The sequence below is a fragment of the Candidatus Frankia nodulisporulans genome (assembly GCF_902806475.1).
Classification (GTDB): Bacteria; Actinomycetota; Actinomycetes; order Frankiales; family Frankiaceae; genus Frankia; species Frankia umida.
The window spans coordinates 12,474-35,903 of record NZ_CADCWS010000019.1 but is presented as its reverse complement, the minus strand read 5'-3'; the positions used below and the strand labels follow the sequence as shown (position 1 = coordinate 35,903).

The following is a 23,430-nucleotide window of genomic DNA, read 5'->3' as shown; positions in this document are numbered from 1 at the left end:
CTTGACCTCATGGCGAATGCGGGGGCACAGGTGTTCAGCCCGGACTCGACACGACTTGCCCTAAGCGTCGCTTGTAGACGCCTTGGACTTGACGACACCGACGCCAAGCTTCTTCGACTTGGAGAAAACGCTTTGTATCTCCTTGCGGCGGCACCGGTAGTTGTTCGTATAGCAAGAACAATGGATTACTGGTCTGACGCCGTCAAGGAAGTCAATGTGTCGCGCTGGCTTGCTCGACATCGCTACCCTGCCACCCATGCCTACAGGGTGTCTCAGCCAATTGAGGTGGAAGGTCACCCCGTTACGTTCTGGGACTACATCGACGGGCGCGACGGCTCCCGCGAAGATATTGCAACCCTCGGACTCCTCCTACGCCGCCTCCACTCCCTTCCGCTCCCCGCCGGCTTCTCCCTGCCAGCGGAGAAGCCGCTGGGGCGAGTGGGGGGGAGGATCGAGAGGGCACCAATTCCATCCTCGGACAAGGATTTCCTCCTTGAACACTGCGATCAGCTTAGCCGGGCGATATCGGATCTCACATTTCCGCTTCAGCCTGGCCTGATCCACGGGGATGCCCATGTGAACAACATCAGAGTCCGCGATGGGGAGGGAGTTCTTATCGACTTCGAACGTTTTGCGCTGGGACAACCAGAATGGGACCTGGCGATGACGGCCACGGAGTATCGCTCCGCAGGCTGGTGGACCGACCCAGAATACGCCGCGTTCGTGGACGCCTACGGATTCGATGTGACGAAATGGGACGGATTTGACGTCCTTCGTCGCACCCATGAAATCAAGATGACAACCTGGGTCATGCAGAACATTGCGGAATCTGCCGACATAGCGGCGGAGTACGCCCACAGAATCGAGAGCATTAGGACCGGCACCGCTGGAGGCTGGCACCCTTTCTAGCTGTAGCTCGGGATCCCCTAGGTTCCAGGGACAGCCACAGCCGGACGCAATGTGTTGGAGAAGGCAATAGCCCGAGGGTCTCTCGGATACCTATCTCTGAGGGTTCGGTCAAAGTCCGTGAGGTACCGGAGGTACCGCTGGGACTGAAGCGAAACGCCGAGGTCTACGGCCTCGGACGCCAAGGCGATCGCCTCCTCTAGGTCACCGTCGTTGAGTGCTCCCGCCGCGTTGACCATTCCTATGAAGGCGCGCGTTCGAGGCGGCGTGTTCAGAGGGTCCAGCGCCTGAGCGCCGAAGATTCGAACCTCCTTCAACCTTCCTAGATCCCGGTAGCAGTGTGCAGCTTCGCCAGCTAGTTCCTCGGCATTGAAGAACGCAATCCAGGACGGATCGTCGTCAGGGTTCTGAGTCTCGAACAGAAGCTCGGCTTTATGGATTGCCGCAGTGCACCCGCGAACGTCACCGAGGCTAGCCAAGGCGCGTGCCTCCATCGCAAGAGAGAGGCATGTGGTCGTGACTCCCGACTTCCCATGAGTCGCAGAGTACGAAGCCCGCGCCAACTGGACAGCTTCGTTGAATCTTCCGAGATAGTTGGCCTGGTGGCTCAGGCTCGCGAGCATCCATCCGCCTAGCAGTTCGTCTCCAGCTTCCCGTGCAAGCCGGAGTCCTTGAGCATAGTAACGTTGCGCGGCCCCGTACCGCCCGGCATCATATGCGCTCCAACCCAGCAATTCCGCCACTTCTGCGGCTGCACGGAAAATCTCCCGACGTACCGGATCAGCATGCTGTCCCTTGAGTAGGGGAACAACTTCCGAGTGGAAGTAGAACAGCAAAAGGCGACGTACATGGCCACCACCGAAACGAAAATCCAAATCCATCAGGTGGGAGGCAGTCGCACGTATGGCGTCCGCGGGTCCCGCTGTCAGACTTAGTCGAGCGTCCTCGATCGACGACGATTCCGATGACGAACCGAACAGGAAACCCGTGATCAGTCCGGGAGCGGCTCCGTCCACCCAAGGCGCTCGTATCGCGTCGGGATCGTCGCCGAGATCGGCGACTGACAAAGTGGTGAGCGAGGATACGGCCGTTTCATGATCGAATGAGTAGTTCGGCTCGTCGATCGGAATGTGGCTGCCCGACGGATCTCCCCTGAAGCCGATTTCTTCGAGCGGAAGCCGGCGCCCGAGCTTCGAGCCCAGAGCTAGTGCGATGTAGTGCGGTGTCTTCCCCCGCGGCTCGACTCCGTCAAGCCAGCGGCGCACCGAAACATGGTCGGGAGAGATCTGATGGCCGTCTTGCCGGGCGGCATCGGCCACTCGTGCGGCAAGACCCTTGTTGCTGACGCCAGCTTCGGCCATGACCGCCGCTAGACGACGGTTCGGCTCCCTTTCCGCACCCATCGGCACCACCTCGTCACCTAGTGAAGCACCCTCCGCACACCCCAAGCACCCCATCTGTGCACAAGTGCACCCCACCGTGCACGCTCCCCGACGCCCCCGTCGGCAGGTTTGCTGATCACATGCACATTCACAAAGATCACTTACTCAAGCGAGCGTCGATGCGCTCAAGAAGCTCCCTGATCGCGCGCACTTCTTCGATCAGCCGGTCGTCCGCGCCGCCCTCGGACTCAGTCGGCTTCACCTCGGTCAGCTCCGTGTGCCGGGCGACTGAGAGCAGGTAGCCCGACGGCCACCCAAGAGCCTCGCTGATCTTCGCCAAGGTGCCCGCGCTGCGTCTCCTGTCGCTGTCTCCCCGCGCGATCTCGCGCAGGGTGGCCGTCGACAGACCGGACCTCTCGGCGAGCTGCTTCTGAGAGGTTCCGCTTTCGTCCATCCGGTCCTTGATCGCTTTCGCGACTGCCGGCCAGTCTTCCATGCTGCCGCTCCTTCGGGATCGCTGAAGATCTACAAGCCTACGACCACGCTCGACCAGCGGAACGCTCATCTCCGTAACCATGGACCCATGTTAGCGATAGCCAGAGCTTGACTAGCGCTAGTTGGCGCTGTTCTATAAGTAGCAACACGAACGGACCCCCAGGGCGCGCCGCCAAGCTTCGCCCCAGGGGTCCTCGATCAGCCCTCACGCAGGAGGTCCGACCGTGCTGACAAGCATGCCCGATCCCGGTCCGATGACGGACCTGCCGTTCAACCGCGCCCAGTTCGACCTCGCGTTGCACCAGGCCCGCCAGATGGTCGCGGGTGAGCTGGAGGAGTCGCTCGACCCGGACTACGACGACCAGGAGAAGTTCGAGTTCCGCCGTATCGCCTACGCCCAGCGGTGCGCCATCGCGGCGTTCGCCCGCCTGGTCGGTGACACCAGCGACGACCTGGGCGCCCCCGGCGACCCGACCCCCGAGCAGGTCCGCGCCTGGGGCGTGACCGCATGAGCCGCCGCATCCGCGACTCCCGCACCGGCCGCACCGGCCGGACCCGCACTCACCACCTCGACGGCGACAGTGGCCCCGGCCTGGGCGCCGAGCACGGCCCATGCTCGGACCCGCGACAGGGCGGCGGCGGTGGCTGGACCGGCCGCACGTTCACCACGGTGACCTGGGACGACGGCACCAAGGACAACGTCCACACCGACACCCTCGACGGTGCCTGATGCCACCGCTGTCCGTTCCCGCCCCGGCGTCGACCCCGCCGGCCGCCCCGGCGACGAAGGTGACCGTCTGCTCGGAGTGCCTGTCGGTGCTGTTCGACGGCATCGGCCACGACCAGCTCTGCTCCCGGACCGGTGGCTGATGTCGCTGCGTAGCCGCCTGACCGGCGCCCCGTCCACCCCGGTGACCTTGTACGGGGTGCACTGCGCCGCCTGCACGCTCGGGCCCGCCGCCTACACCGCCAGCAAGGCCGAGGCGAAGTCCTGGGCCGCGACCCACAACCGGATGCGCCATCGCGGCGCCGACACCGCGCAGGTGAAGAACTCATGACCATCTCCACCATCCCGCTGTCCGCCGCCGCTCCGGCTCGCACCGCCCGGCAGATCGCCGCCTTGCGCGCCGCGGTCAGCCTGCTGGAGCGGCTCGGGAGCACCGCCGCGCTGGCGCTGTCGGTCCACACCGACTTCGCGCCCAGTCTTCCGGTTCGCCTCGACGCCCAGGTCAGCAAGCAGGACGACGACCACGGCCCCGACGAGGTCGCCCGTTTCGACCGGCTCAACGCCGCCGCCGTCGCTCTCCATGCCCCGATCGTCCACCTGTGGGCCTCGCGGGACGGTCACGAGGCGTTCGGCCTGGCCGGGGTCGTCATCGACGGCGTGCCTGTCCACCTGTGGACCTCGTTCACCGACTCCGACCTGATCGCCGCCGCGCACCAGCTCGTCGCGCTCGGCAGGCGCTGACCACCCCCTGTGTCTCCTTCCGCCGGCCGGCAGACGTCTGGTCTGCCGGCCGGCACCTCCCGCCTTTCTGGAGCACCCGATGACTCCCATCGATCCTGACCAGGCCTGGTCCTGGACGCCGCAGTGGCAGGCCGGTGAGCGTGAGGCCACCGCGCAGATCGCCGCGGGCGGCCTGCCGGTCTACGACGACATGGCCGCCCTGTTCGCCGACCTGGCCGCCTCCCGCGGCGAGCTGACCAGCGGCACCGGCCAGGGCAAGACCACCGCCCCCTGGGCCTACCTCGTGGAGGAGGCCACCTTCCTGACCGGCGGCATGCCCTGCCAGGGCAAGACCGCCGCCCTGCACGCCCTGGCCCTGGCGGACGCGACCCGGCCCACCGAGGGCACTGAGGGTGGTGGCGTGCGATGACCCGCCCGACCCTGCTCGCCGCCCCCGGCTTCCCGGACGACAACGACCCCCGCGGCACCGACACCCGGGCCCGGCCCGTGCCGGTGCCGGTGTACCGGCCGGCGGAGACAGTCACCCCGGTTGCCCTGACCACCGACGAGACGCTGGCCGTGTGGGCCGCCCTCGGCGATCCGGCGGCATTCGAGGAGCTGCACCGCCGGTGGTCGCGGCGGATCGGCGCGCACCTGCACCGCCGCGCCATCAACCCGGCCGACCTCGACGACTTGGTCCAGGAGGTGTTCACCACCGCGCTGGAGCTGCTGCACCGGGGGCTGCTGCCGACGGAGACATTCAGTGCCTGGCTGTTCGGGCAGGCAGTCGCCCGGACGCTGACCGGCTACTTCGGGAAGCAGTGGCGGCACCGGGAGGCCGTCGGCGGGGCGACCCTCACCGCGCTCACGGGCGGGCTGGGCACCGCTCCGGCGGCCGGTCTGGCGGAGCGGATCCAGGTGGCGATGGCGGAGTTGACGCCCCGGCGCCGTCAGGCGATCGAGCTGCGCTACCTGGAAGGCCAGTCGCTGGCGGCCACGGCGCTGGTACTCGGAATCAAGGTCACCAGCGTGGAACCGCTGCTCGGCCGTGCCCGGCGGGACTTGCACGAAGCCCTGACCGGTACCGAGCGACCGAAAGCGGATGTGCGGCCGTTCGAGGAGCTGATGCCGGCCGCGCTGGAGATCGCCGCGGCAGCCCTGGCTGCCGGTCGGCCGTTTGGTCGACGGGTGCTCGTCGCCGCGCTCGCCGATCGCGGAATCCCGCTGGGCGAGAAGCGCGCCGCGGCGCTGGCTCGCATGGTCCGCACGGCGATGCCCCAGATCGGCACCGGCCGGCCCACCGGCCTCGCCCACCGCCACTCCGACACCCGTAAGGGCAGGTGAGACCGCTGTGAAGTACCGGATCGAAACCGAGCAGTACACCGAGTCCCACACCGTCGACGGCGTGACCGCGCCGGTCGCCCGTACCCGTCGGGTCGCGGTGCCGGTCCTGCCGCGCGACTGGGACGCCCTGGCCACGCGGGCGGTGGTCGGGCTAGTGCTGGCGCTCACACTCGTGTCGATCACGTGGTCGACGGTGAGCATCGCGCACCTGCTGGACGGGACGTGGACGGCGTACCTGGCCGCGTCGGTGTTCGACCTGGCCTGGTGCGCGGCGCTGGGCATGGCCTACCTCGTGCGGTTCCGCCCGGACCGCCGCAAGGTCGTCGACCGGGTCGGCTGGGCGCTGCTCGCGGTCACCGTGACCGCGATCGGCCTGGAGGGGTTCCAGTCCGGCGGGATCGCGATGGCCTGCATCGGGGCGTCGGTGTCCATCGCGGCGAAGGCGCTGTGGTGGACGTTCGGACACGCGACCCGCCCGGAGCTGACCGCGGACGACGCGCAGTGGGTCGCCGCCCAGATCTCCGCCGCCAGCGCGCAGCTCGCTGTCGCGTCGGTGCGCCGCCAGGTCGCCCGGTCCCAGGACCGGGTCACCGCGGAACTCCTCGCGATCGAGGCGTCGCGCCGCCCTCCGATCGGGGCTGTCCTCGCGGACGACACGGTCACTCCCGCCGCCGTGGCCCCGCCGTCCGCGTCGCCGGTGAGTGCCGTGGCCAGCGTGCCGCCGGCCGTCGCGCTCGGTACGGCCCCGGCTGTCGCGTCCGTCGACGTCTCGGAGGTGTCGGCGCCCAGTACGGACGAGGTGGCCGGACGAACCGGCGGCGAGCTGGTCGAACAGGCCACCGCGCCGCACCCCGCGAAGCGGCCGGCGAAGCAGGCCACGGCACGGCCGAACCGGGGTGTTCCGGTGCCCCGCGCGGCCCGGACGACCCGGCCCGCGCCGCGCACGGATGCCGAGTTGCTGGCCGCCCTCGACGCCCTGGGTGACGACGCGGCGGGGCTGTCGGTGCGGGGTGCGGCGGCGCATCTGGAGATCGGGGAGACCCGCGCGAAGCGGCTCCTGAGCGAGCACGCGGCGCGCCGGCAGGCCCGGCTGTCCCTCGTCCCCGACGGCGACCGGGAGGTGTCGGCATGAGCGTCCACAGCCGTGATCTGCGGGAGGTGGCGGTGCACGAGGCCGGTCATGTGATCGTGGCACGGGCGTTGGGTGCGACCCGTGCGCAGGCCCGGGTCACGCGGGCGGGTGGGGAGTACCGGCTGCGGTTCGACGGGCCGGACGTGGCCGATCCGGCCGGCGACGACGCGGTGATCAAGCTCGCGGGGGCGTGCGCGGCCGGGTTGATCGTGGGCCGGGACACCGGCAGCGGCTCCGACCGGGCCGCCGCCCGCCGGCTGCTGCGCCGCTCGTCCCGGTCGCTGCGTGACGCGCAGAACGACGCCGCCCGCCTGGTCGGCCAGCACCGCCGGGAGATCGAAGCGCTGGCCGCGCGGATCGCCGCGGCCCCGGGGCGGTGGGTGGCATGACCGGCACCTCGACCCTGCCCCGCGGGCTGGTGGACGCGGTGCTGTCCCGCTACGGCGCGCTGGCGATCGGCCGCCTGGTCGTCGTGCTCGTGCTGTTCCTGCTCGCCCACGCGATGCGGTCGGGGCTGCTGTTCGGCGCGCGGGTGCTGCACGCGGCGATGTGCCGCGCCGACGCCTACGTCACCCGTCTCGCTCTCACCGCCGGGGAGGAGCCGTCCCATGCCAGCCCATGACCCGGCCGACCGGAACCGCGCCGAGCAGACGGCGGACTGGATCGGCTGGCACCTGGCAGAGCTGCTCGCCGTGGGAGTGCCGGTGGTCCTGGCCGCCACGGTCGCGGTCTGGCTGCTCAGCCTGTCCGTGCTCGCCGGTGCGCTCTGGACCGCCGCGGAGATCCGGGCCGCCCGGCGCCCGGAGCTGGAGACGCCGCCCGCCGGCCGGCGGGCACTGCCCTCACGTCCCACCCCGGCCGCCCAATCCGGCACCGAGGCCGATGACCGTCCCGAGCGTTACGGAGACCCCTCATGACCCACGACGACACCCAGCCCGCCGACCAGGACGACCGGGACGTCGACGAGACCGAGGGGGCGGTGGAGCTGGCGACGGTGCATCACCTGCCCGCCGCCCGGCCGGCGCTGTCGGGGGAGGTGATGACTGTCGAGGAGTGGCGGGAGGTCTCCCAGCGGCAGCGGGCCGCGTTGCGCCGTGACATCTACACCGCGGATGCCCGGCTGGTCTTCCGCAAGAGCCGGGAGGCCGCTACGCACCCGCGTACGACGACCGGCGCCAAGCTGGTTGTCCGGAACCTGTGGTACCCGGTCGCTGGTGCCGGTGTGGCCTACGGCAGGTGGCGGGACACTCATGGGGCGTCGCGGTATGAGCGGCAGATGCGCCGTGCGGAGATCGCGGGGGATCAGGAGAGCTTGCGGGAGTGGGAGGCGCGTGACGTCGCGGAGAAGGCGCGTCGCCATGCCCGCGTCATGGACTGGGTGCGTTCGCCTGTCGACCTGCTGCGGGCCGTCGCGGCGGGGCTGGCCGGGTTCGCCGCGCTGCTGCTCGCGCTCGGTGTGGTCCTGGCGTTGGGCCACCACGACCCCGGCTACGTCCTGGCCCCGCTCGTCGGGGTGATCGGCCTGGTCACGTTCGTGTGCTGGTTTCTCGCCGTCTACGGCGCCGCCCTCCTGCTCGTTGCCACCGGTGGGGCCGCGGCATGGCTGTGGCATCTGGGCCGTTCCCGTTCCGAGCTACCTGCCTGGGTGTCTGCGCCGCCAGCCGGCGACGCCGGCGCCGGCCGGGACGTGATCCCGGACGAGCGGGCGATCACGAACGCGCTGCGGAACCTGAACATGCCGGCGCTGAACCGCAAGTTCCGCGAGGGGTGGACGCCGCGGTGGATCGATCCGCCCGTCCACGACGGCAAGGGCTGGCACTCCCGGCTCCTGCTCCCCGAAGGCGTCACCGTGGAGATAGATCGTCAACAGCAAGCCCGTACTCGCCCACAACCTGCTCCGGCTGCCGGTGGAGGTGTGGCCGACCGAGCCCCGCGACGCCCCCGGCGTGCTGGACCTGTGGGTCGCCGACCAGGGCAGCCTGACCAAGCCGGTCGCGCCGTGGCCACTACTCACCACCGGCGTCGCGGACTACTTCAAGGGCGTGCCGGTCGGGGTCGACCCGCGTGGGAACATCGTGCTCGGCCGGCTGTTCCAAGCCAACTGGGGTGTCGCCGGGATGATGGGCTCCGGCAAATCAACGCTGATCATCACCGCTCTGTTGGGTGCGATCCTCGACCCGCTCGTGGAGATCGATGTCTACTGCATGGCCGTCAACGCCGACTACGACCCGCTGCGGCCTCGGCTGCGGACCTTGTTCGTCTCCGATGACCCGGACGAGATCCCGACCGTGCTCGCCGCCCTCAAGCAGCTCATGTCCGAGCTGTCCGACCGTGGCCGGAAGCTCTCGGCGGCCGGCGAGCCGGAACTTACCCGTGCCCTGGCCGAAGCCGACCCGGGCATGCGACCCAGGATTGTGGTGATCGACGAATGTCAGGAGCTGTTTGTCTCCGACGTCGGCGACGAGGCCGCCGAACTGGTCGAGAAGATCGTGGCTAAGGCCCGTAAGTACGGCGTCACCCTGATCTTCGCCACACCTGTCCCGTCGGCGGACTCGCTGCCACGCAAGGTCGCCAAGGTGCTGTCCAACCGGGCGTGTTTCGCCATCGCCGATCATCAGGGCAACGACGCCATCCTGGGCACCGGCAAGCATCGCGCCGGGATCTCTGCCACGACCCTGCGGCCGATGACCGTCGCCGCGGACGGCGCGGTGGACCTCGGTGATCTCGGCACCGCGATGGCATCCGGGTTCACGCCCACCGACGGGCTGCTGCGCTGTTTCTACGTCCGACGTGGCGACGGCGTTGACGACGTCACCCCCGTCGTCGAACGGGCCATGGCCAACCTGGCTCCGGGCACCCTCACCGCCGCTCTGGGCTCCGCCGGTGCGACGGCGGAGCCGGAGACCCGCGACCTGCTCGATGACCTCGACGAGGTCCTCGGCACCGAGGTCGTCCGGATCGCCGACGTCCCGCCCCGCCTGCGCGAACTCGCCCCAGGCTGGGGGCCCTACCGCAAGCTCACCGGCGCCGACCTCGTCAAGCAGCTCGCCGCCGAGGGGATCAAGGTGCCGTCCACCGGCAACCGCTGGCCCCTCGACCCCGTCACTGTCCGTAAGGAAATCGGCCGGCGGTCCACCGTCGACCTCGACGAGTAGGTGAGCCGCCCGCGACCCCCGAAACCTGCGCTACAGGGGGCCACGGCGGGCGGATCTCACCGCCCTACCTGGGCTTCACTCGGCTCACTTCCCCCAGCTCAACGCCCCTACCAGCACGTCTCACCGCTCCGGTTAGAGATCTAACCCCCTCCCGGCGATCTCACTGCCCGCGAGCCCCGTTCCGCACACCCCCAGGCGACTACACACAGTCACAAACCTGGTTGGAGGACCCCATGCCCGCGAAGTGCCCCCGCTGCCGCGGAACCCGCTTCACCGGCCGCGGCAACAGCCGCCGGCCCTGCCCGGCCTGCAACGCCGACGCCCCCGGCGACAAGACCCTCGGCCTGGTGCAGCGCGCAGCCGACCGGATCACCGGCCGTCGCCTCACTGTCGACGGCCCGACCACCACCAGCCGGCCGCACCGGCTCGCCACCGAAACCGTTCGCACCCGCAAGCCACGCAAGAAGACCACGGCCACCACCAGGACCCGCAAGCAGGCCACCACCCCGGCCGCACCCGCCATGCCCGCCTGCGACCGGTGCGGCACCCGCGGCCCCCTCAACGTCACCGCCGCCGGTGCGTACTGCGCCACCGGCTGCACCACCGCCTGACCGACCCCTCCGGTCGTCACGTAACGACCGCCCCTGACCTTCCCACCGCCCCTGGAAGGGACACCCCTTGAGGAACAGCCGCCACACCCGACCCCTGCGCCGGTTCCGCCGCTGGCCGTTCGTGCTCGCCGTCGCCCTGGTCGTGTTCGTCGTCTACGCCGCCCGCCAGCCCACCGAGGCCGCCGACACCGTCACCACCGTCGTCAGCCAGCTGGGCGAGATCGCCACCGGCCTGGCCGCGTTCGTCCGCGCGCTCTGACCGCCTTGGAAGGGAGCCTGATGTCCGCCGTGTTCACCGAGGCGCCGGTCAGCCTGCTGCCGGCGGCGCTGGCCCTGGCCGCTCGCGGGATGCACGTCTTCCCCGTCCGTGCCGGCAGCAAGATGCCCATGGTCCGGTGGGGCAGCGAAGCCACCACCGACCAGGACGTCATCACGAGCTGGTGGACCCGCTGGCCCGCGGCGTCGATCGGCGTGGCCTGCAAACCCTCCGGGCTGACCGTCGTCGACGTCGACGGACCGGTCGGCCGGGCGTCGTGGGCGGCGCTGACCGGCGAGCACGGGCACACCCCGACCGCGTCGGTCAGCACCGGGCGGACCGACGGCGGAGTGCACTACTGGTACCGCGCCCCGCAAGAGAACCCGCCCGCCAACAGCCGAGGAACCGAAACCAAGGGCGTCGCCCCCGGCATCGACATCCGCGGCGCCGGAAACAGCGACGGTGGGATGGCCGTGGCCCCACCGTCGCTGCACCCCACCGGCCGGCGCTACCAGTGGGCCGACCGGCTTCCCCTGGCCGACCTGCCCGCCTGGCTGCACGAGCTGGCGGCCAGGCCAACCACCCTCGTGGTGCCTCCCGTCGACACACACGCCGCACGCCGCCGACTGGCCGCGTACCGGGGCGAACCCCGACCGTGACCAGAGCAGGGCGGCGCGGTGGGCGGCTGCCGCCCTGGCCGGACTGGCCGCGGACATCGCCGCGATGTCGGCGGAATCCGGCCGCAACGACGCGCTCAACTTCGCCGCCTACAAGATGGGCCGCCTGGTCGCCGGGGGCCTGCTCGACGAGCACGACGTCCGCCAGACGCTCACCGACGCCGCCGTGGTCGCTGGTCTCGACGATCCCGCCCGCGGCGGGAAACACAGCTCCAGCGCACGCACCGTCACCTCCGGCATGCAAGCCGGGATGCGCCGTCCCCGCACCAGCCTGGAGGACCGGTGAGCGCCCTCCCCGAGGCCCCAGGCCCGCCCGTGGAGCGGGACATCACCGTCATCCTGGCCGCCGCCGCTGCCGAGACCGACGAGCTGGCCCGCGCCAAGACCGTCCGGGAACACGCCTACGCCCTGGGCCGCCACGGCGCGGACCCGATGGTGGTCGCCGAGCACCGTGACGCCCTGGCCGCCACCACACCGAAGCTCCTCACCAAAGGTGCGTTCGACACCGCCCACAAAGCCGGTATCGCCGCCGCCCGCCAGGCCGCCAAGGACGCCGCCGCACGCCGGCCCCGCCTCGTGCGCGACCAGCCCGACATCGACGTCACCGGCGCCCCGGCCGCCATCCGCAACCTCACCGCGGCACTCGACGCCGGAGCGTTCACCGACCTGTACGTCACCGGCGGACAGATCGTCCACATCGCCCCCATCTCCGGCGACATCAGCACCACCGCGGACGACCCGCTCCCACTCGTCTCCGCACCCCTGACCGCCCCCGCGTTCGCGCACCTGCTCGCGCACGAGGCCTACGCCTACCGCCGGGTGACCGACCCGTCCGGCGACGTCGTCGAAGAGGAACACGTGCCCGCTGACCGCGTCCTGACCTCCGTGCTCTCCAAACGGCACTGGCCCGGCATCCGCACCCTGCGCGGCATCGTCGGGTCACCCGTCCTGCGCCCCGACGGCTCCCTGCTCCAAACCCCCGGCTACGACCCGGACACCGGCCTGTACTTCGCCCCCAAGGTCCCCCTGCCGACCGTGCCGGACCGGCCGGCACCCGAGCAGGTGACCGCAGCGAAACGGTTCCTGGAGACGGTTCTACACGACTTCCCCTGGGTCGCCCCCGCCGACAAAGCGAACTACCTGGCGATCCTGATCTCACCGATCCTGCGGCCCTACCTGCGCGCGCTCACCCCGTTCTGGGTCGCCACCGCCACCACCGCCAGCTCCGGCAAGTCCCTGCTCGTTGACATGGTCGGCTCGATCTACGGCAAGCAGCAAAACCCCTGGCCCGGCGGAGAGGAAGAACTCCGCAAGGCGATCCTCGCCGCCCTGCGCCGCCCCGAGCCGCTGATCTGCTGGGACAACATCGCCGAAGGCACCGAAATCGCCTCCGCAACCCTCGCCGGACTGATCACCGGCACCGAATGGTCCGACCGGGTCCTGGGCTCGTCGAAGTCGGAGAAGCACGCCAACGACCGGCTGTGGGCCGTCACCGGCAACAACCTGCGTCTCGGTGGGGACATGGCCAGCCGGACCGTCGTCGTCCGCCTCGACCCGAACATGCCCAACCCCGAGGCCCGCCCCGACAGCTCGTTCCAAATCCCCAACCTCCAAACCTGGCTGACCGTCGCCAAAAACCGCCAGACGGTGCAGTGGAACCTGCTCGTCCTGGTCGCCGACTGGGTATCGGCCGGCGCACCCCGCACCGCACACCTGATGCGCCAGTTCAGCCCCTGGGCCCAGGCCGCCGGCGGCTTCGTCACCCACCACGGCCTGCCCGGCTTCCTCGACAACGCCGCCGACGTCCGCGAGATGGACGACCAGGCCGCCATGTGGCACGCCTTCCTCGCCCGCTGGGAACGCAAGTACGGCACCCAGACCGTCACCTCCGCCGCCCTGCGCTCCAGCTTCGAGTACAACCCCGACGGCTCCGACCCGTGGGACGGCGCGATCCCCGACGCCCTGCTCAACGGCCGGCACCTGCCGACCGCCACCCAGCTCGGGAAACGACTCGGAGGCCACGTCGGCCGCTGGTACCGCACCCACACCCTGCGCGCCGACACAGACGGTCACACCGGCGCCCGACTCTGGTACGTCGAAACCCGGGACGCCACCCGATGACCGGCCGGACCCTTCTTATTTCTCACCCCCCATGCACCACCAAGGCCAACCACCCTCCGCACCCTCCGCAAACCCTTGAAAGCCCCTGTCCCGCAGTGCTTTTCCTTGCCGAGGGTTGGCCGCACCACCCTCCGCAATGCCGAGGGTGCACCCTCCGCAGACCCAGACCCGTGCCGAGGGTTGCCGAGGGTGCGAGTGCCCTGCGGAGGGTTCCTCACACCCACCCTCCGCACCTATCCGACCAGCTCACAGGCCCGACAACGGCGATCTGCGGAGGGTGCGGAGGGTCAAACCCCCTGCGCGCGAAACCCACCCCGAAAAAAGAAAAAACCCCGCCGACCGCTGGTCACCGGCAGTCACAGCGGGCGCCGGAGGACACGAGGGTGGTTGGCCTTCCCGCCACGACCAGCGCGGTGCCGCTGACAGCGCGACCACCCCCGGCCACCACACCAACCCCCGGCCGCACAGCCAAAGCGGCCCCGGCGACCAGCCGCCAAGCAACCCGCCGGGACCGCGCCCCGTCATCTCGATCGAACATGGAACGAGGCATCACGATCGTGACCTATCCGCCAACGCTGCAAAACAGCGACAGCGTGGTCTCTCCAGCGCTCTCCCAGCAGTAGCCGCTACGACTCTCGACATGCGTCTGTACCGCATCCCGGAAGCCATGGAGAGGCTCTCTATGAGCAGGAGCATCATCTACAGGCTTCTTCGTAGCGGCCGGCTCCGCTCCGTCAAGCAGGGCCGCACTCGTCTCATCCCGGCCGACGCCATCGGTGACTACATCGCCCTCCTGGAGCAGGAAGCCGAGGCCGCCCGATGACCGAAGCCAGCCCGAGGGAGAAGCCTCAGGGCCGATCCGCCGACAAGGCCAAGCGCCGGAGCCGTGGCGACGGCGGCCTGCACTGGGATGAGCAGCGTCAGCGGTGGATCGCATCGGTCACCGTCGGATACACCCCATCTGGGCGACGGATCGTCAAGAAGGCCAGCGGCAGGACGAAGACGGCCGCGAAGGACAAGCTGAAGGAGATCCTCCGAGACCACGAAGACGGCTTTGCGATCGCGCCACACAACTACACCGTCAAGCAGGCCGTGGCCGACTGGCTCGAGTTCGGACTGATCGGCCGCGACCCGAACACGATCACCACCTTGACGATCCTCGCCAACGAGCACGTGATCCCGGCGCTCGGTGCCAGGAAGCTCCGGGAACTCTCGGCGGACGACGTCGACCGGTGGCTCGCCGAGAAGTCGCGAAGCCTGAGCACGCGCACGCTGCGAGACATTCGGGCGATCTTGCGCCGCGCCGTCTCCCGCGCTCAGGCTCGCGACAAGGTCAAGCGCAACGTCGTGCTGTTGGCGGGGCTCCCGAAGGGGCAGCCAGGACGCCCATCCAAGGCGCTCACGCTCGACCAGGCCGAAGCCTTGCTCACCGCTGCCGAGGGGACGTCGATGTACGCCTACATCGTTCTGTCCTTGCTGCTGGGCGCTCGCACCGAGGAACTGCGTGCCCTCACCTGGGATCACGTCGACATCGACGGGAAACCGGACGCCACTCCGCCGATCCCGCCGCACATCATGGTGTGGCGATCAGTGCGCACGCACGGTGACACGAAGACGAGGAAGTCGCGGCGGACGCTCGCGCTGCCGCAGCGGTGCGTGGACGCACTGACCCTTCACCGCAAGCAGCGGGACGAGGCGGTCTCACTCGTCTTCGCCTCGGCGGCCGGCACGGCGCTGGACGCTGCGAACGTCCGACGGGCCTTCCGGCGGGTAGCCGCCAAGGCTGGCCTCGTGGCGAAGGAGTGGACGCCGCGGGAGTTGCGGCACAGCTTCGTGTCCCTGCTCTCGGACGACGGTGTGCCGTTGGAGCAGATCTCGCGCCTGGTTGGCCACAGCGGGACGGCCGTCACCGAAGCCGTCTACCGGAAGCAGATTCGGCCGGTGATCGATCAAGGGACAACGGCCATGGATCGGATCTTTCCGTCCGCGCCCTTGAGGCCTTAGTCACCCAGTTAGACACTCAGGGGCATGATCCCTGTTTCGGATCATGCCCCTGACCTGGGTCGGGGTGGCGGGATTCGAACCCACGACCTCTTCGTCCCGAACGAAGCGCGCTACCAAGCTGCGCCACACCCCGCGACCGAACAGAAGCATACCCGACGCGACGGGGCTCGCGACGGGTCGGGCCGTCCCGATTCGTCAGATCGCCCGCGGAACCAGCCCCAGCAGCGTCGCCTCCGGCCGACAGCCCAGGCGGATCGGCGCGAACGGCGAGGTCCCCAGGCCCGGCGAGACATGCAGCCAGCTCTCGATGCCACCGCTGACCTGCCGGGACAGCCCCCGGACCCGGGACCGCGCCAGGCCGGCGCTGGCCATCGGGGCACCGATCCCCGGCAGGCGGATCTGCCCCCCAAGAGTGTGGCCGGACAGCACGAGCCGCACACCATCGGCCGCGAACGCGTCGAGGACCCGCGGCCGCGGGGTGTGCGACAGCCCGATCGCCAGGTCGGTGCCCGCCCGGGGTGGGCCCGCCACCGCGTCCAGGCGATCGCGGCGCAGTCCGGCGTCGTCCACACCGCGCAGGTCCAGCCGCAGCCCGCCGACATCGGCTACCGCCCGGGTGTTGGTCAGATCCCGCCATCCGCTGGCCGTGACGAGCTTCGCGGCCAGCGTCGGCCAGTCCAGCCCGCGGCCCCGCGGCTCGGCCGGGGTGCCACCGCCCGGGCGGCCGCGCGGGCCACCCGGTGTGGGCGCACGGTGGTCGTGGGTCCCGGGCACGAAGCAGCCCGAGAAGGAGAACAACGGTTCCAACGCGGCCAGCAGCGGATCACAGGCCTCGTCCGCGCCCACCAGGTTCCCGGTCAGCACGACCAGATCGGGGACGAGCCGGGCGAGATCGCCCAGCCACGCCAGCTTGCCGCGCTGACCGACCGTGACCCGCAGATCCGACAGGTGCAGCACCCGCAGCGCGGGCGCGCCCGGCGCCAGCACCGGAACCGACACCCGACGCAGCGTGTACGCCGTGCGCTCGACCAGCGCACCGTAGGCCAGCACGCCCACGCCCATGCCCGCGGTCACGCCCACTCCCACGCCCATCGGCACACCACGCATCCAGACCAGACCTTCCCGGGGGAGCACACATTCGGGGACCCCCGCCATCGCGCGGATCCATGCCCGCCTGGCACCTTCGGGCTATGCCCGGGGGTGGCCGGCGGCGTTCCACCGTCTCATCCCGCTCGCCGCGGCGGCCGGTGGGCCTCGCCGAGGTCGCCGATCCGAGACCGCCGTCGTCGTCGTGTGGTCGGAGCTGACCAGGCCACCGGTGCGCCCCATAGGCTGGGCGCACTATGAGTACCCCCCCCCGGAGCCAGGCCAGCGCACCGAACCGGGATCGCTGCAGCAGCGGCTGCGTGGCGATCTGACGTCCGCGATGAAGTCCCGCGACGCACTGCGGACGGCCACCCTGCGCCTCACCCTCACCGCCGTGAAGGAGGTCGAGGTCGCCGGCGACACGGCCCGCGCCCTCGACGACGCGGAGGTCCTGCGGGTACTGACCCGCGAGGTGAAGAAGCGCCGCGAGGCCGCCGATGCCTTCGCCGCCGCCGGGCGCGGCGAGGCCGCCGAACGGGAACGCGCCGAGGGTGAGGTGCTCGCCGCCTACCTGCCCCAGGAGCTCGGCGACGACGAACTGACCGCGATCATCGACCGGGTCCTCGGCGAGCTGGGCCTGAGCGGGCCGCGGGCCATCGGCCCCGTCATGAAGGCGGTGCAGACCGCCGTCGACGGCCGGGCCGCGGGCGGCCGGGTCGCCGCGCTGGTGAAGGCCCGCCTCGCCAACACCTGATCTCCCCTGGCCGGCCGGGGCCCGCCGCGATCAGGGGCGGCGGGCTCGCCGCTCGGGGCTCAGCGCCGGTTCGGCGGTGTTGGCGAAGGTGCGGGCCCCGAGCGGGGTCCGGGGGAACAGCTGCGCCAGGATGGCGGCCAGGCCGTTGTCCCCGGCCGCCGGGGTGACCGCGGCCGGCTGACCGCCGCCGAGTCCGATGCCGCCGGGCGGGGAGCCGCCGGGCAGGACGGGGGCGCCGGTCAGGCCGCCGGAGATGGCCAGGCGGATCTCGGTGTTCAGGGCCACGACGCTGCCGGCCGGCGGCGTCGTGGCCACCACGATTCCCGGCTGGCCAGGCCAGACGACGGGTTGCGCGGACACGTGGAAGCCCTGCTGGACGAGGATCTGTTCGGCCGCCGCCTGCGGTTGGCCGACGACGTTGGGCACCGGCTTGGTGGGTACCTGCGGCTGGGTGCCGTCCTCGGGCGGCAGTGGCGCCACCGGGAGACCGAGACCGTCGATGGTTCGGGTCATCGTGCGGGCCCAGATCTGGGCCGGGTAGCCACCGCCGAACACGTTGCGGCCGAACACGCCGGTCAGTGGGTGGGAGGTCGGACCACGCGGGTCGGCGAGGGTGACCGCGGTGGCCAACTGCGGGATGTAGCCGGCGAACGAGGCGGTGCTGAAGCCCTCGGCGGTACCGGTCTTGCCGGCGGCCGGCCGGCCGATCTGGGCGTTGCCACTGGCGGTGCCGTGGCTGATGACACCTTCGAGCACCGAGCTGACCGTGTCGGCGATCTTCGGGTCGAGGACCTGCTCGCAGGGTGCCCCGGCGTTGAACGGCAGCGGCCGGTCGGCGCCACCGATCCGCTGGCTGATGGCGGTGACGGTGCGCGGCGCGCACTTGCGGCCACGGGCGGCGAGGGTGGAGTAGGCGGTCGCGAGGTCGAGGGTGCTGATCTCGTTGGAGCCGAGGATCGCCGAGCCGTCGGCCGAGCTGATGCCGTCGACCCCCTTGCACTCGGGATCACTGTTGCCATGCGGACGGATACGGCACGACGTGACGCCCATGTCCCGGGCGATCTGCGCGGTGCGCAGCACGCCGAGCTTCTCGGCGAGCTGGATGTAGTAGGTGTTGACCGAGTTCCACGTCGCCGTGGTCAGCGAGTAGAAGCCGTCCTCGCTGGGGTCGGCGTTGCAGTACATGTTCTTCGGCTGCGGGTTCGGAAACACCTTCGACTGGTAGCAGATCGGCGCGTGCAGCGTCGTCGAGAGGGGCATTCCGGCCTTGAGCGCGGAGATGAGGGTGAACACCTTGAAGGTCGATCCGGGACTGAACGAGTCCTCGTCGACCGGATAGACCTCTTTCGTGTGCACGAAGTCGGTGGAAAGGCTCGACACCAGCCCGTCGGCGGTGGGGCCGTACTCCCGGTTCTCGGCGACGGCCAGCACCTGGCCGGTGCCGGGCTGCATCGTCACGACGCCGGCCGCGACCCGGTTGCCGACCGGGATGACCTCGGTCGCCGCTGACTGCGCCGCCTGCTGGGCGACCGGCTCCAGCGTGGTGGTGATGGTCAGGCCGCCCTCGAACAGCAGCCTGCGGGCGTCCTCCTCGGTCGGGGCGAAGGTCCGGTCGTTCAGCAGCTGCTGGCGCACCAGGGCGCAGAAGAACGGGGCGCCGGAGTCGGCGCACGGGTCGGCCGAGCGGGCCGGACGGTCGAGTACCAGCGGGCTGTCGTGGGCCGCGTGGAACTCCGCGTCGCTGATGTGGTGCAGCTCGCGCATCCGGTCGAGAACGATGTTGCGCCGCGCCACGGCGGCCTGCGGATGCAGCACCGGATTGTAGGCGGTCGGGTTCTTCACCAGGCCGGCGAGCAGCGCCGCCTGGGCCAGGGTGAGCTTCTCGACGTCCACGTTGAAGTAGTGCCGCGCGGCCACCTCGATACCGTAGGCGCCGTCCCCGAAATAGGCGATGTTGAGGTAGCGCTCGAGGATCTCGTCCTTGCTCAGGTGCGCTTCCAGGTAGAGCGCGTAGCGGGCCTCCCGCAGCTTGCGGTGCACCGTCTGCTCGGTGGCGGCGCGGCGCTGCGCGTCGGTGGTGGCCGACATCAGCAGGACGTTCTTGACGTACTGCTGGGTCAGGGTGGACCCGCCCTGGGTCACCGAGCCGTTCTCCCGGTTGGTCAGGTAGGCGCGGGCCAGGCCCTTGTAGTCGAGCCCGTCGTGTTCGTAGAAGCGCGAGTCCTCGATGTCGACGATGGCCCGGCGCATCACCTGGGGCACCCGGCCGAGCGAGACGACCTCACGGTCCTGCTCGCCGGAGAGCACGGCGACCAGGTTGCCGCGGGCGTCCAGGATGCGGGAGGCCTGCGCCAGCGGCGGCACCACCAGGTTCTCCGGCAGGTCGAGGAAGTCGTCGGCGCTGTGCTTGGCGGTCAGTCCGACCGCGCCGACCACGGGCAGCGCCAGCATGCCGACGAGGACGCCGCAGAGCACGCTCAGCAGACCCACGCCGGACAGGCGGCGGGCCCAGAACACCGGACGACGACGCCCGGCCAGCGGGCCGTCGGCCCCGAAACCGGGACGGTAAAGCCGCCGTGCGGGCCCGTCGGGCGCCGGGGGCCCGGGGGGCGTGCTCATCGGCGGACCTCCGTCCAGCCAGACCGGGACACCAGTCGCAGCATACGGGCCAACATCTGATCAACAACGCCCGACGGGTACCCACAGACCGGTACAACTATGGAGGAGCATCCCGGTGGAGCTGCCCAAATCGCCCTGACCTGGGCAGGCGCACTCCTGACAGTCGGGGCTCGCCGGGGCCACCAAGGCGCGCCCGGGACCAGAGTGACGACATCCACATCAACCAGATCCGGTGGGCCGTCCGACGGGGTTCCCCCCGGATGATCAGCCCGAGGCGGGCGCGTGGGCCGAGTCGTGTTTCCGGCCAGGCAGGACCGGATGGCGAACGCACCCTCCGCGCGGTGCCGGCATCGGTCTGTCACGCAACGGACATCTGGCTGCCACAGAACGCACTACTGTAGCGATCCGGATCAATGGCCCGGACTAGTCATTTGGACAACCATCCGTGTGGGGTCTGGGCCGTGGCCACGCCACTCCGTACGGTTTCGGGTCAACGCCACGTCACCACCCGCACGGGACCCCTGACCCGGCCTCGAGAAGAAAGGCAGGTGGCATGACCAGAAGCCTGGCCCCCGCCGTCAGTCCCCTTCGTGCCAACCCGAACCCCCTGGTGGGCTCCACCGTCGACGGCGACTGGACGGCGCACGCCGCCTGTCGCGACCTCGACCCGGATGAGCTGTTCGTCCAGGGCGCCGCCCAGAACCGGGTGAAGACCCGGTGCTTCGGCTGCGCCGTCCGCACCGAGTGCCTCGCCGACGCCCTCGACAACCACGTCGAGTTCGGTGTCTGGGGCGGTATGACCGAACGAGAGCGCCGCGCGCTGCTTCGTCGCCGTCCGGACGTCACGTCCTGGCGCAAGCTGCTTGCGGACGCCCAGGCCGACCACCGGTCAGCCTCCGCCGGGTAGCTTCGGGTCGCTCCGCCTGGCCCAACGCCATCCGCTTCCCGGTTCCGTCCGAGGACAACGACGTCCCGGCCCGGACCAGCACCGCCGTTACCGCGCTACCGCGCTACTCCACCCGCGCGAGAGCGCAGCCGATCTCCCGCAGGCCGTCGAGATCGTGCACGTCCTCCGCCAGCGCCTCCACCTCGACCAGCGGGGTGTCCGGATGAGCGCTGGTGAACCGCTCCCGTAGCCGCGCCTCCCGGTCGGCCAGCCGCGCCCGCTCCGCATGGATGCGCAGGACCGCGGCCGCCAACGGATGCTCCCCGTGTTCGTCGAGGTTCTCGGCGGCGGCGAGGCTGCGTTCGGCGGTGAGCGTCCCGGCATCGCTGTGATGTGTCCGGTTGACCACCAGCCCGGCCAGCGGCATACCGTCGGCGTCGAGCCGGTCGACGAAGTAGGACGCCTCCCGCAGCGCCGCCGCCTCGGGCGCGGCGACCACCACGAACGACGTGCCCTGTTCGCCGAGCAGACGGTAGGTCTGGTCGGCCCGGGCGCGGAAACCGCCGAACATCGTCTCGAGCGCGGTGACGAACACGCTCAGATCGGTGAGCAGCTGCGCGCCGAGCACCTTCGTCAGCACCCGGGTGAACATCCCGATACCCGCGCCGAGCACCTTCGCGTACGCGCGGCCGCCGGCCTTCGCCGGGGCCAGCAGAACGCGTAGCAGACGGCCGTCGAGGAACGTGCCGAGCCGGGTCGGCGCGTCCAGGAAGTCCAGCGCCGACCGGGTCGGCGGGGTGTCGACGACGATCAGATCCCACTCGTCGCTCGCGTCGAGCTGGCCGAGTTTCTCCATCGCCATGTACTCCTGCGTTCCGGCGAAGGAGGACGACAACGTCTGGTAGAAGGGGTTGTCGAGCAGGGCCTGGGCCCGCTCGGGCGAACTGTGCGCCAGGACGATCTCGTCGAACGTCCGTTTCATGTCCAGCATCATCGCGTCGAGCCGCCCACCGGCGGACTCGTCGATGCCGGCGACCTCCCGCGGGGTGTTGTCCAGCGTGGTGAGGCCGAGCGACTGGGCCAGGCGGCGGGCCGGGTCGATGGTGAGCACGACCACGCTGCGCCCACGTTCGGCCGCCCGCAACGCGAGCGCCGCCGCCGTGGTGGTCTTGCCCACCCCGCCGGAGCCGCAGCACACGACGATCCGCTCGGTGTCGAGCATCTCGTCCACCTCGAACAGCGGCACCCCGACCGGTTGTGGACGGATTCGTCGCGCCCGCTCGGTGAGCGCCGGCTCGGTCTCCGTCGCCTCCGTGGCGGTCCTTGCCGCGGTGGGCTTGGCTGCGGTGGGCTTGGCTGCGGTGGGCTTGGCTGCGCTGGGCTTGGCTGCGCTGGGCTTGGCCGCGCTGGGCTTGGCCGCGGGGCCGGGCTTGGCGGTGGCGGGGCCGGGTTTGGCGGTTCGTGGACGGCTGGGGCGACGGGGCTGCGGTTGCTCCGCCGCGGACGATCCCGCGTTGTCGGTCACCGGCTCAGCCCACCATCTGCTGGGCGCGCAGGAGCTCGGCGAACCGGTAGACGGTGCCGAGGTCGACCCCGTCCGCCTCCAGGGGCATCTCGTACACGGGGCGACCGAGCGCGAGGATCTCCGCCCGTTGGGCCGCCTCCAGCGCCACCCGGTCGGCATGCTGGGTGGTCTCCCAGACCAGCGACTCGACCAGCTCGCGGGTCGGTTCCAGGCCGGCTTCCTTGACGGCGGCCACGATCTCCTCCCGGTCGAGTTCGCCGCGGCGGGCCTGCCGGGACTCCCGGGCCTTCAACAACGGCGAACGCGCCATGTTGATGATGATCCCGCCGATCGGCAGCCCGGCCGCGGTGAGTTCGGTGACGCCATCCACGGTCTCCTGGACGGGCATCTCCTCGAGCAGGGTCACCAGGTGCACGGCCGCCCGGTCGGGCCGCAGCACCGCCATCACACTGTCCGCCTGGGCGCGGATCGGCCCCACCTTGGCCAGGCCCGCGACCTCCGCGGTGACCCCGAGGAACCGGGCGATCCGGCCGGTCGGCGGGGCGTCGAGCACGACCGCGTCGTAGGCCAACCCACCGGGACGGGTGCCGTCGGGGCGGTTCACCGCCTCCTTGACCTTGCCGGTGAGCAGGACGTCGCGCACGCCGGGGGCGACCGTGGTGGCGAAGTCGACCGCGCCGAGCCGGCCGAGCACCCGTCCGGCGCTGCGCAGGTTGTAGAACATCTCCAGGTACTCCAGCAGCGCCTCGTCCGCGTCGATCGCGAGGGCGAACACCTCGCCGCCGCCGGGGGCGCTGGCCACCTTGCGTTCCTTGTACGGCAACGGTGGGGTGTCGAACAGCTGCGCGATCTGCTGGCGGCCCTCCACCTCGGTGAGCAGGACCCGCCGCCCGCCGGTGGCCAGGGCGACGGCGAGCGCGCCGGCGACCGTCGTCTTGCCCGTCCCGCCCTTGCCGGTGACGATGTGCAGCCGGCGCTCCCACGGACCGCCCTCGTCGTCCACGAACACCTCGTCGCCTGGGTCGTCGTC

General features: G+C 70.7%; 28 protein-coding genes and 1 tRNA gene. 22 read left to right on the top strand and 7 right to left on the bottom strand.

Going from position 1 to position 23,430, the window contains the following annotated elements:
• A partial coding sequence (locus tag G6R24_RS04015; protein WP_225438091.1) for a phosphotransferase enzyme family protein occupies window positions 1-909 on the top strand: 909 nt, incomplete at its 5' end.
• 17 nt (window positions 910-926) lie between these two features.
• On the opposite strand, the gene G6R24_RS04010 is transcribed toward G6R24_RS04015, so the two are convergent.
• Both G6R24_RS04010 and G6R24_RS04005 read right to left on the bottom strand, forming a co-directional pair.
• Entirely contained in the window at window positions 927-2,309 is a 1,383-nt protein-coding gene (locus G6R24_RS04010; RefSeq protein WP_163547817.1) for an NsdA family TPR-like regulatory protein, read from the bottom strand.
• A 136-nt stretch (window positions 2,310-2,445) separates the two neighbouring features.
• Complete coding sequence (locus G6R24_RS04005) at window positions 2,446-2,853, bottom strand: helix-turn-helix domain-containing protein (protein ID WP_163547812.1); 408 nt, start codon at window positions 2,851-2,853, stop codon at window positions 2,446-2,448.
• Window positions 2,854-3,007: 154 nt separating this feature from the next.
• Between G6R24_RS04005 and G6R24_RS04000 the strand changes: the two genes are divergently transcribed.
• The 19 genes from G6R24_RS04000 (at window position 3,008) to G6R24_RS03910 (ending at window position 15,530) form a co-directional block, all read left to right on the top strand.
• Window positions 3,008-3,295: a hypothetical protein gene (locus G6R24_RS04000; protein ID WP_163547811.1), complete on the top strand. Its 288-nt coding sequence runs from the start codon at window positions 3,008-3,010 to the stop codon at window positions 3,293-3,295.
• Window positions 3,292-3,513 carry a hypothetical protein gene (locus G6R24_RS03995; protein WP_163547810.1) on the top strand — a complete coding sequence of 74 codons (222 nt, stop codon included), beginning with the start codon at window positions 3,292-3,294 and terminating at the stop codon, window positions 3,511-3,513. Before G6R24_RS04000 ends, G6R24_RS03995 begins: the two co-directional genes overlap by 4 nt.
• A complete protein-coding gene (locus tag G6R24_RS03990) occupies window positions 3,513-3,653 on the top strand; it encodes a hypothetical protein (protein ID WP_163547809.1) in 141 nt (46 codons plus the stop codon). The genes G6R24_RS03995 and G6R24_RS03990 overlap by 1 nt, the downstream gene beginning before the upstream one ends.
• On the top strand, window positions 3,653-3,841 hold the full coding sequence (locus G6R24_RS03985; protein WP_163547808.1) for a hypothetical protein: 189 nt from the start codon (window positions 3,653-3,655) through the stop codon (window positions 3,839-3,841). The genes G6R24_RS03990 and G6R24_RS03985 overlap by 1 nt, the downstream gene beginning before the upstream one ends.
• Window positions 3,838-4,251 carry a hypothetical protein gene (locus tag G6R24_RS03980; RefSeq protein ID WP_163547807.1) on the top strand — a complete coding sequence of 138 codons (414 nt, stop codon included), beginning with the start codon at window positions 3,838-3,840 and terminating at the stop codon, window positions 4,249-4,251. The genes G6R24_RS03985 and G6R24_RS03980 overlap by 4 nt, the downstream gene beginning before the upstream one ends.
• Before the next feature lie 79 nt (window positions 4,252-4,330).
• Window positions 4,331-4,660, top strand: a complete 330-nt coding sequence (locus G6R24_RS03975) for a hypothetical protein (protein WP_163547806.1) — start codon at window positions 4,331-4,333, stop codon at window positions 4,658-4,660.
• The gene (locus G6R24_RS03970) at window positions 4,657-5,574 is read left to right on the top strand and encodes an RNA polymerase sigma factor (RefSeq protein WP_163547805.1); all 918 of its coding nucleotides are present in this window, start codon (window positions 4,657-4,659) and stop codon (window positions 5,572-5,574) included. The genes G6R24_RS03975 and G6R24_RS03970 overlap by 4 nt, the downstream gene beginning before the upstream one ends.
• 7 nt (window positions 5,575-5,581) lie before the next feature.
• Window positions 5,582-6,706: a hypothetical protein gene (locus tag G6R24_RS21570; RefSeq protein ID WP_175084888.1), complete on the top strand. Its 1,125-nt coding sequence runs from the start codon at window positions 5,582-5,584 to the stop codon at window positions 6,704-6,706.
• On the top strand, window positions 6,703-7,095 hold the full coding sequence (locus G6R24_RS03960) for a hypothetical protein (protein WP_163547804.1): 393 nt from the start codon (window positions 6,703-6,705) through the stop codon (window positions 7,093-7,095). The genes G6R24_RS21570 and G6R24_RS03960 overlap by 4 nt, the downstream gene beginning before the upstream one ends.
• A complete protein-coding gene (locus tag G6R24_RS03955) occupies window positions 7,092-7,328 on the top strand; it encodes a hypothetical protein (RefSeq protein ID WP_163547803.1) in 237 nt (78 codons plus the stop codon). The genes G6R24_RS03960 and G6R24_RS03955 overlap by 4 nt, the downstream gene beginning before the upstream one ends.
• Window positions 7,315-7,623 (top strand): hypothetical protein, encoded by a 309-nt coding sequence (locus G6R24_RS03950; protein WP_163547802.1) that lies wholly within the window; start codon window positions 7,315-7,317, stop codon window positions 7,621-7,623. Before G6R24_RS03955 ends, G6R24_RS03950 begins: the two co-directional genes overlap by 14 nt.
• Before the next feature lie 990 nt (window positions 7,624-8,613).
• Window positions 8,614-9,861: an FtsK/SpoIIIE domain-containing protein gene (locus G6R24_RS03945; RefSeq protein WP_225438090.1), complete on the top strand. Its 1,248-nt coding sequence runs from the start codon at window positions 8,614-8,616 to the stop codon at window positions 9,859-9,861.
• A 233-nt stretch (window positions 9,862-10,094) separates the two neighbouring features.
• Window positions 10,095-10,472 carry a hypothetical protein gene (locus G6R24_RS03940; protein ID WP_163547800.1) on the top strand — a complete coding sequence of 126 codons (378 nt, stop codon included), beginning with the start codon at window positions 10,095-10,097 and terminating at the stop codon, window positions 10,470-10,472.
• A gap of 67 nt (window positions 10,473-10,539) precedes the next feature.
• On the top strand, window positions 10,540-10,731 hold the full coding sequence (locus tag G6R24_RS03935; RefSeq protein ID WP_163547799.1) for a hypothetical protein: 192 nt from the start codon (window positions 10,540-10,542) through the stop codon (window positions 10,729-10,731).
• Between the two features lie 20 nt (window positions 10,732-10,751).
• Window positions 10,752-11,387 (top strand): bifunctional DNA primase/polymerase, encoded by a 636-nt coding sequence (locus G6R24_RS03930; protein WP_163547798.1) that lies wholly within the window; start codon window positions 10,752-10,754, stop codon window positions 11,385-11,387.
• A gap of 64 nt (window positions 11,388-11,451) precedes the next feature.
• Complete coding sequence (locus G6R24_RS03925; protein WP_163547797.1) at window positions 11,452-11,691, top strand: hypothetical protein; 240 nt, start codon at window positions 11,452-11,454, stop codon at window positions 11,689-11,691.
• Window positions 11,688-13,526, top strand: coding sequence for a hypothetical protein (locus tag G6R24_RS03920; RefSeq protein WP_175084886.1), 1,839 nt, complete (start codon window positions 11,688-11,690; stop codon window positions 13,524-13,526). The genes G6R24_RS03925 and G6R24_RS03920 overlap by 4 nt, the downstream gene beginning before the upstream one ends.
• A gap of 136 nt (window positions 13,527-13,662) precedes the next feature.
• On the top strand, window positions 13,663-14,349 hold the full coding sequence (locus tag G6R24_RS24370; protein ID WP_338083960.1) for an excisionase family DNA-binding protein: 687 nt from the start codon (window positions 13,663-13,665) through the stop codon (window positions 14,347-14,349).
• Window positions 14,346-15,530 carry a tyrosine-type recombinase/integrase gene (locus G6R24_RS03910; protein ID WP_163547795.1) on the top strand — a complete coding sequence of 395 codons (1,185 nt, stop codon included), beginning with the start codon at window positions 14,346-14,348 and terminating at the stop codon, window positions 15,528-15,530. The genes G6R24_RS24370 and G6R24_RS03910 overlap by 4 nt, the downstream gene beginning before the upstream one ends.
• 59 nt (window positions 15,531-15,589) lie before the next feature.
• Here G6R24_RS03910 and G6R24_RS03905 read toward each other — a convergent pair.
• Both G6R24_RS03905 and G6R24_RS03900 read right to left on the bottom strand, forming a co-directional pair.
• Window positions 15,590-15,663 (bottom strand) — tRNA-Pro (locus tag G6R24_RS03905).
• Between the two features lie 62 nt (window positions 15,664-15,725).
• Window positions 15,726-16,637 carry a metallophosphoesterase gene (locus tag G6R24_RS03900; RefSeq protein ID WP_225438089.1) on the bottom strand — a complete coding sequence of 304 codons (912 nt, stop codon included), beginning with the start codon at window positions 16,635-16,637 and terminating at the stop codon, window positions 15,726-15,728.
• 283 nt (window positions 16,638-16,920) lie between these two features.
• Between G6R24_RS03900 and G6R24_RS03895 the strand changes: the two genes are divergently transcribed.
• The gene (locus G6R24_RS03895) at window positions 16,921-17,370 is read left to right on the top strand and encodes a GatB/YqeY domain-containing protein (RefSeq protein WP_263864008.1); all 450 of its coding nucleotides are present in this window, start codon (window positions 16,921-16,923) and stop codon (window positions 17,368-17,370) included.
• Window positions 17,371-17,400: 30 nt separating this feature from the next.
• On the opposite strand, the gene G6R24_RS03890 is transcribed toward G6R24_RS03895, so the two are convergent.
• Window positions 17,401-19,989 (bottom strand): penicillin-binding protein, encoded by a 2,589-nt coding sequence (locus tag G6R24_RS03890; protein ID WP_163547792.1) that lies wholly within the window; start codon window positions 19,987-19,989, stop codon window positions 17,401-17,403.
• A gap of 553 nt (window positions 19,990-20,542) precedes the next feature.
• Between G6R24_RS03890 and G6R24_RS03885 the strand changes: the two genes are divergently transcribed.
• Complete coding sequence (locus G6R24_RS03885; protein WP_163547791.1) at window positions 20,543-20,896, top strand: WhiB family transcriptional regulator; 354 nt, start codon at window positions 20,543-20,545, stop codon at window positions 20,894-20,896.
• Window positions 20,897-20,999: 103 nt separating this feature from the next.
• On the opposite strand, the gene bagB is transcribed toward G6R24_RS03885, so the two are convergent.
• Together bagB and bagA are read right to left on the bottom strand one after the other, a co-directional pair.
• Window positions 21,000-22,400: an ArsA family ATPase gene (bagB, locus tag G6R24_RS03880; RefSeq protein WP_338084404.1), complete on the bottom strand. Its 1,401-nt coding sequence runs from the start codon at window positions 22,398-22,400 to the stop codon at window positions 21,000-21,002.
• 4 nt (window positions 22,401-22,404) lie between these two features.
• Entirely contained in the window at window positions 22,405-23,409 is a 1,005-nt protein-coding gene (gene bagA, locus G6R24_RS03875) for an ATPase BagA (RefSeq protein ID WP_192029091.1), read from the bottom strand.
• Window positions 23,410-23,430: the final 21 nt, after the last annotated feature.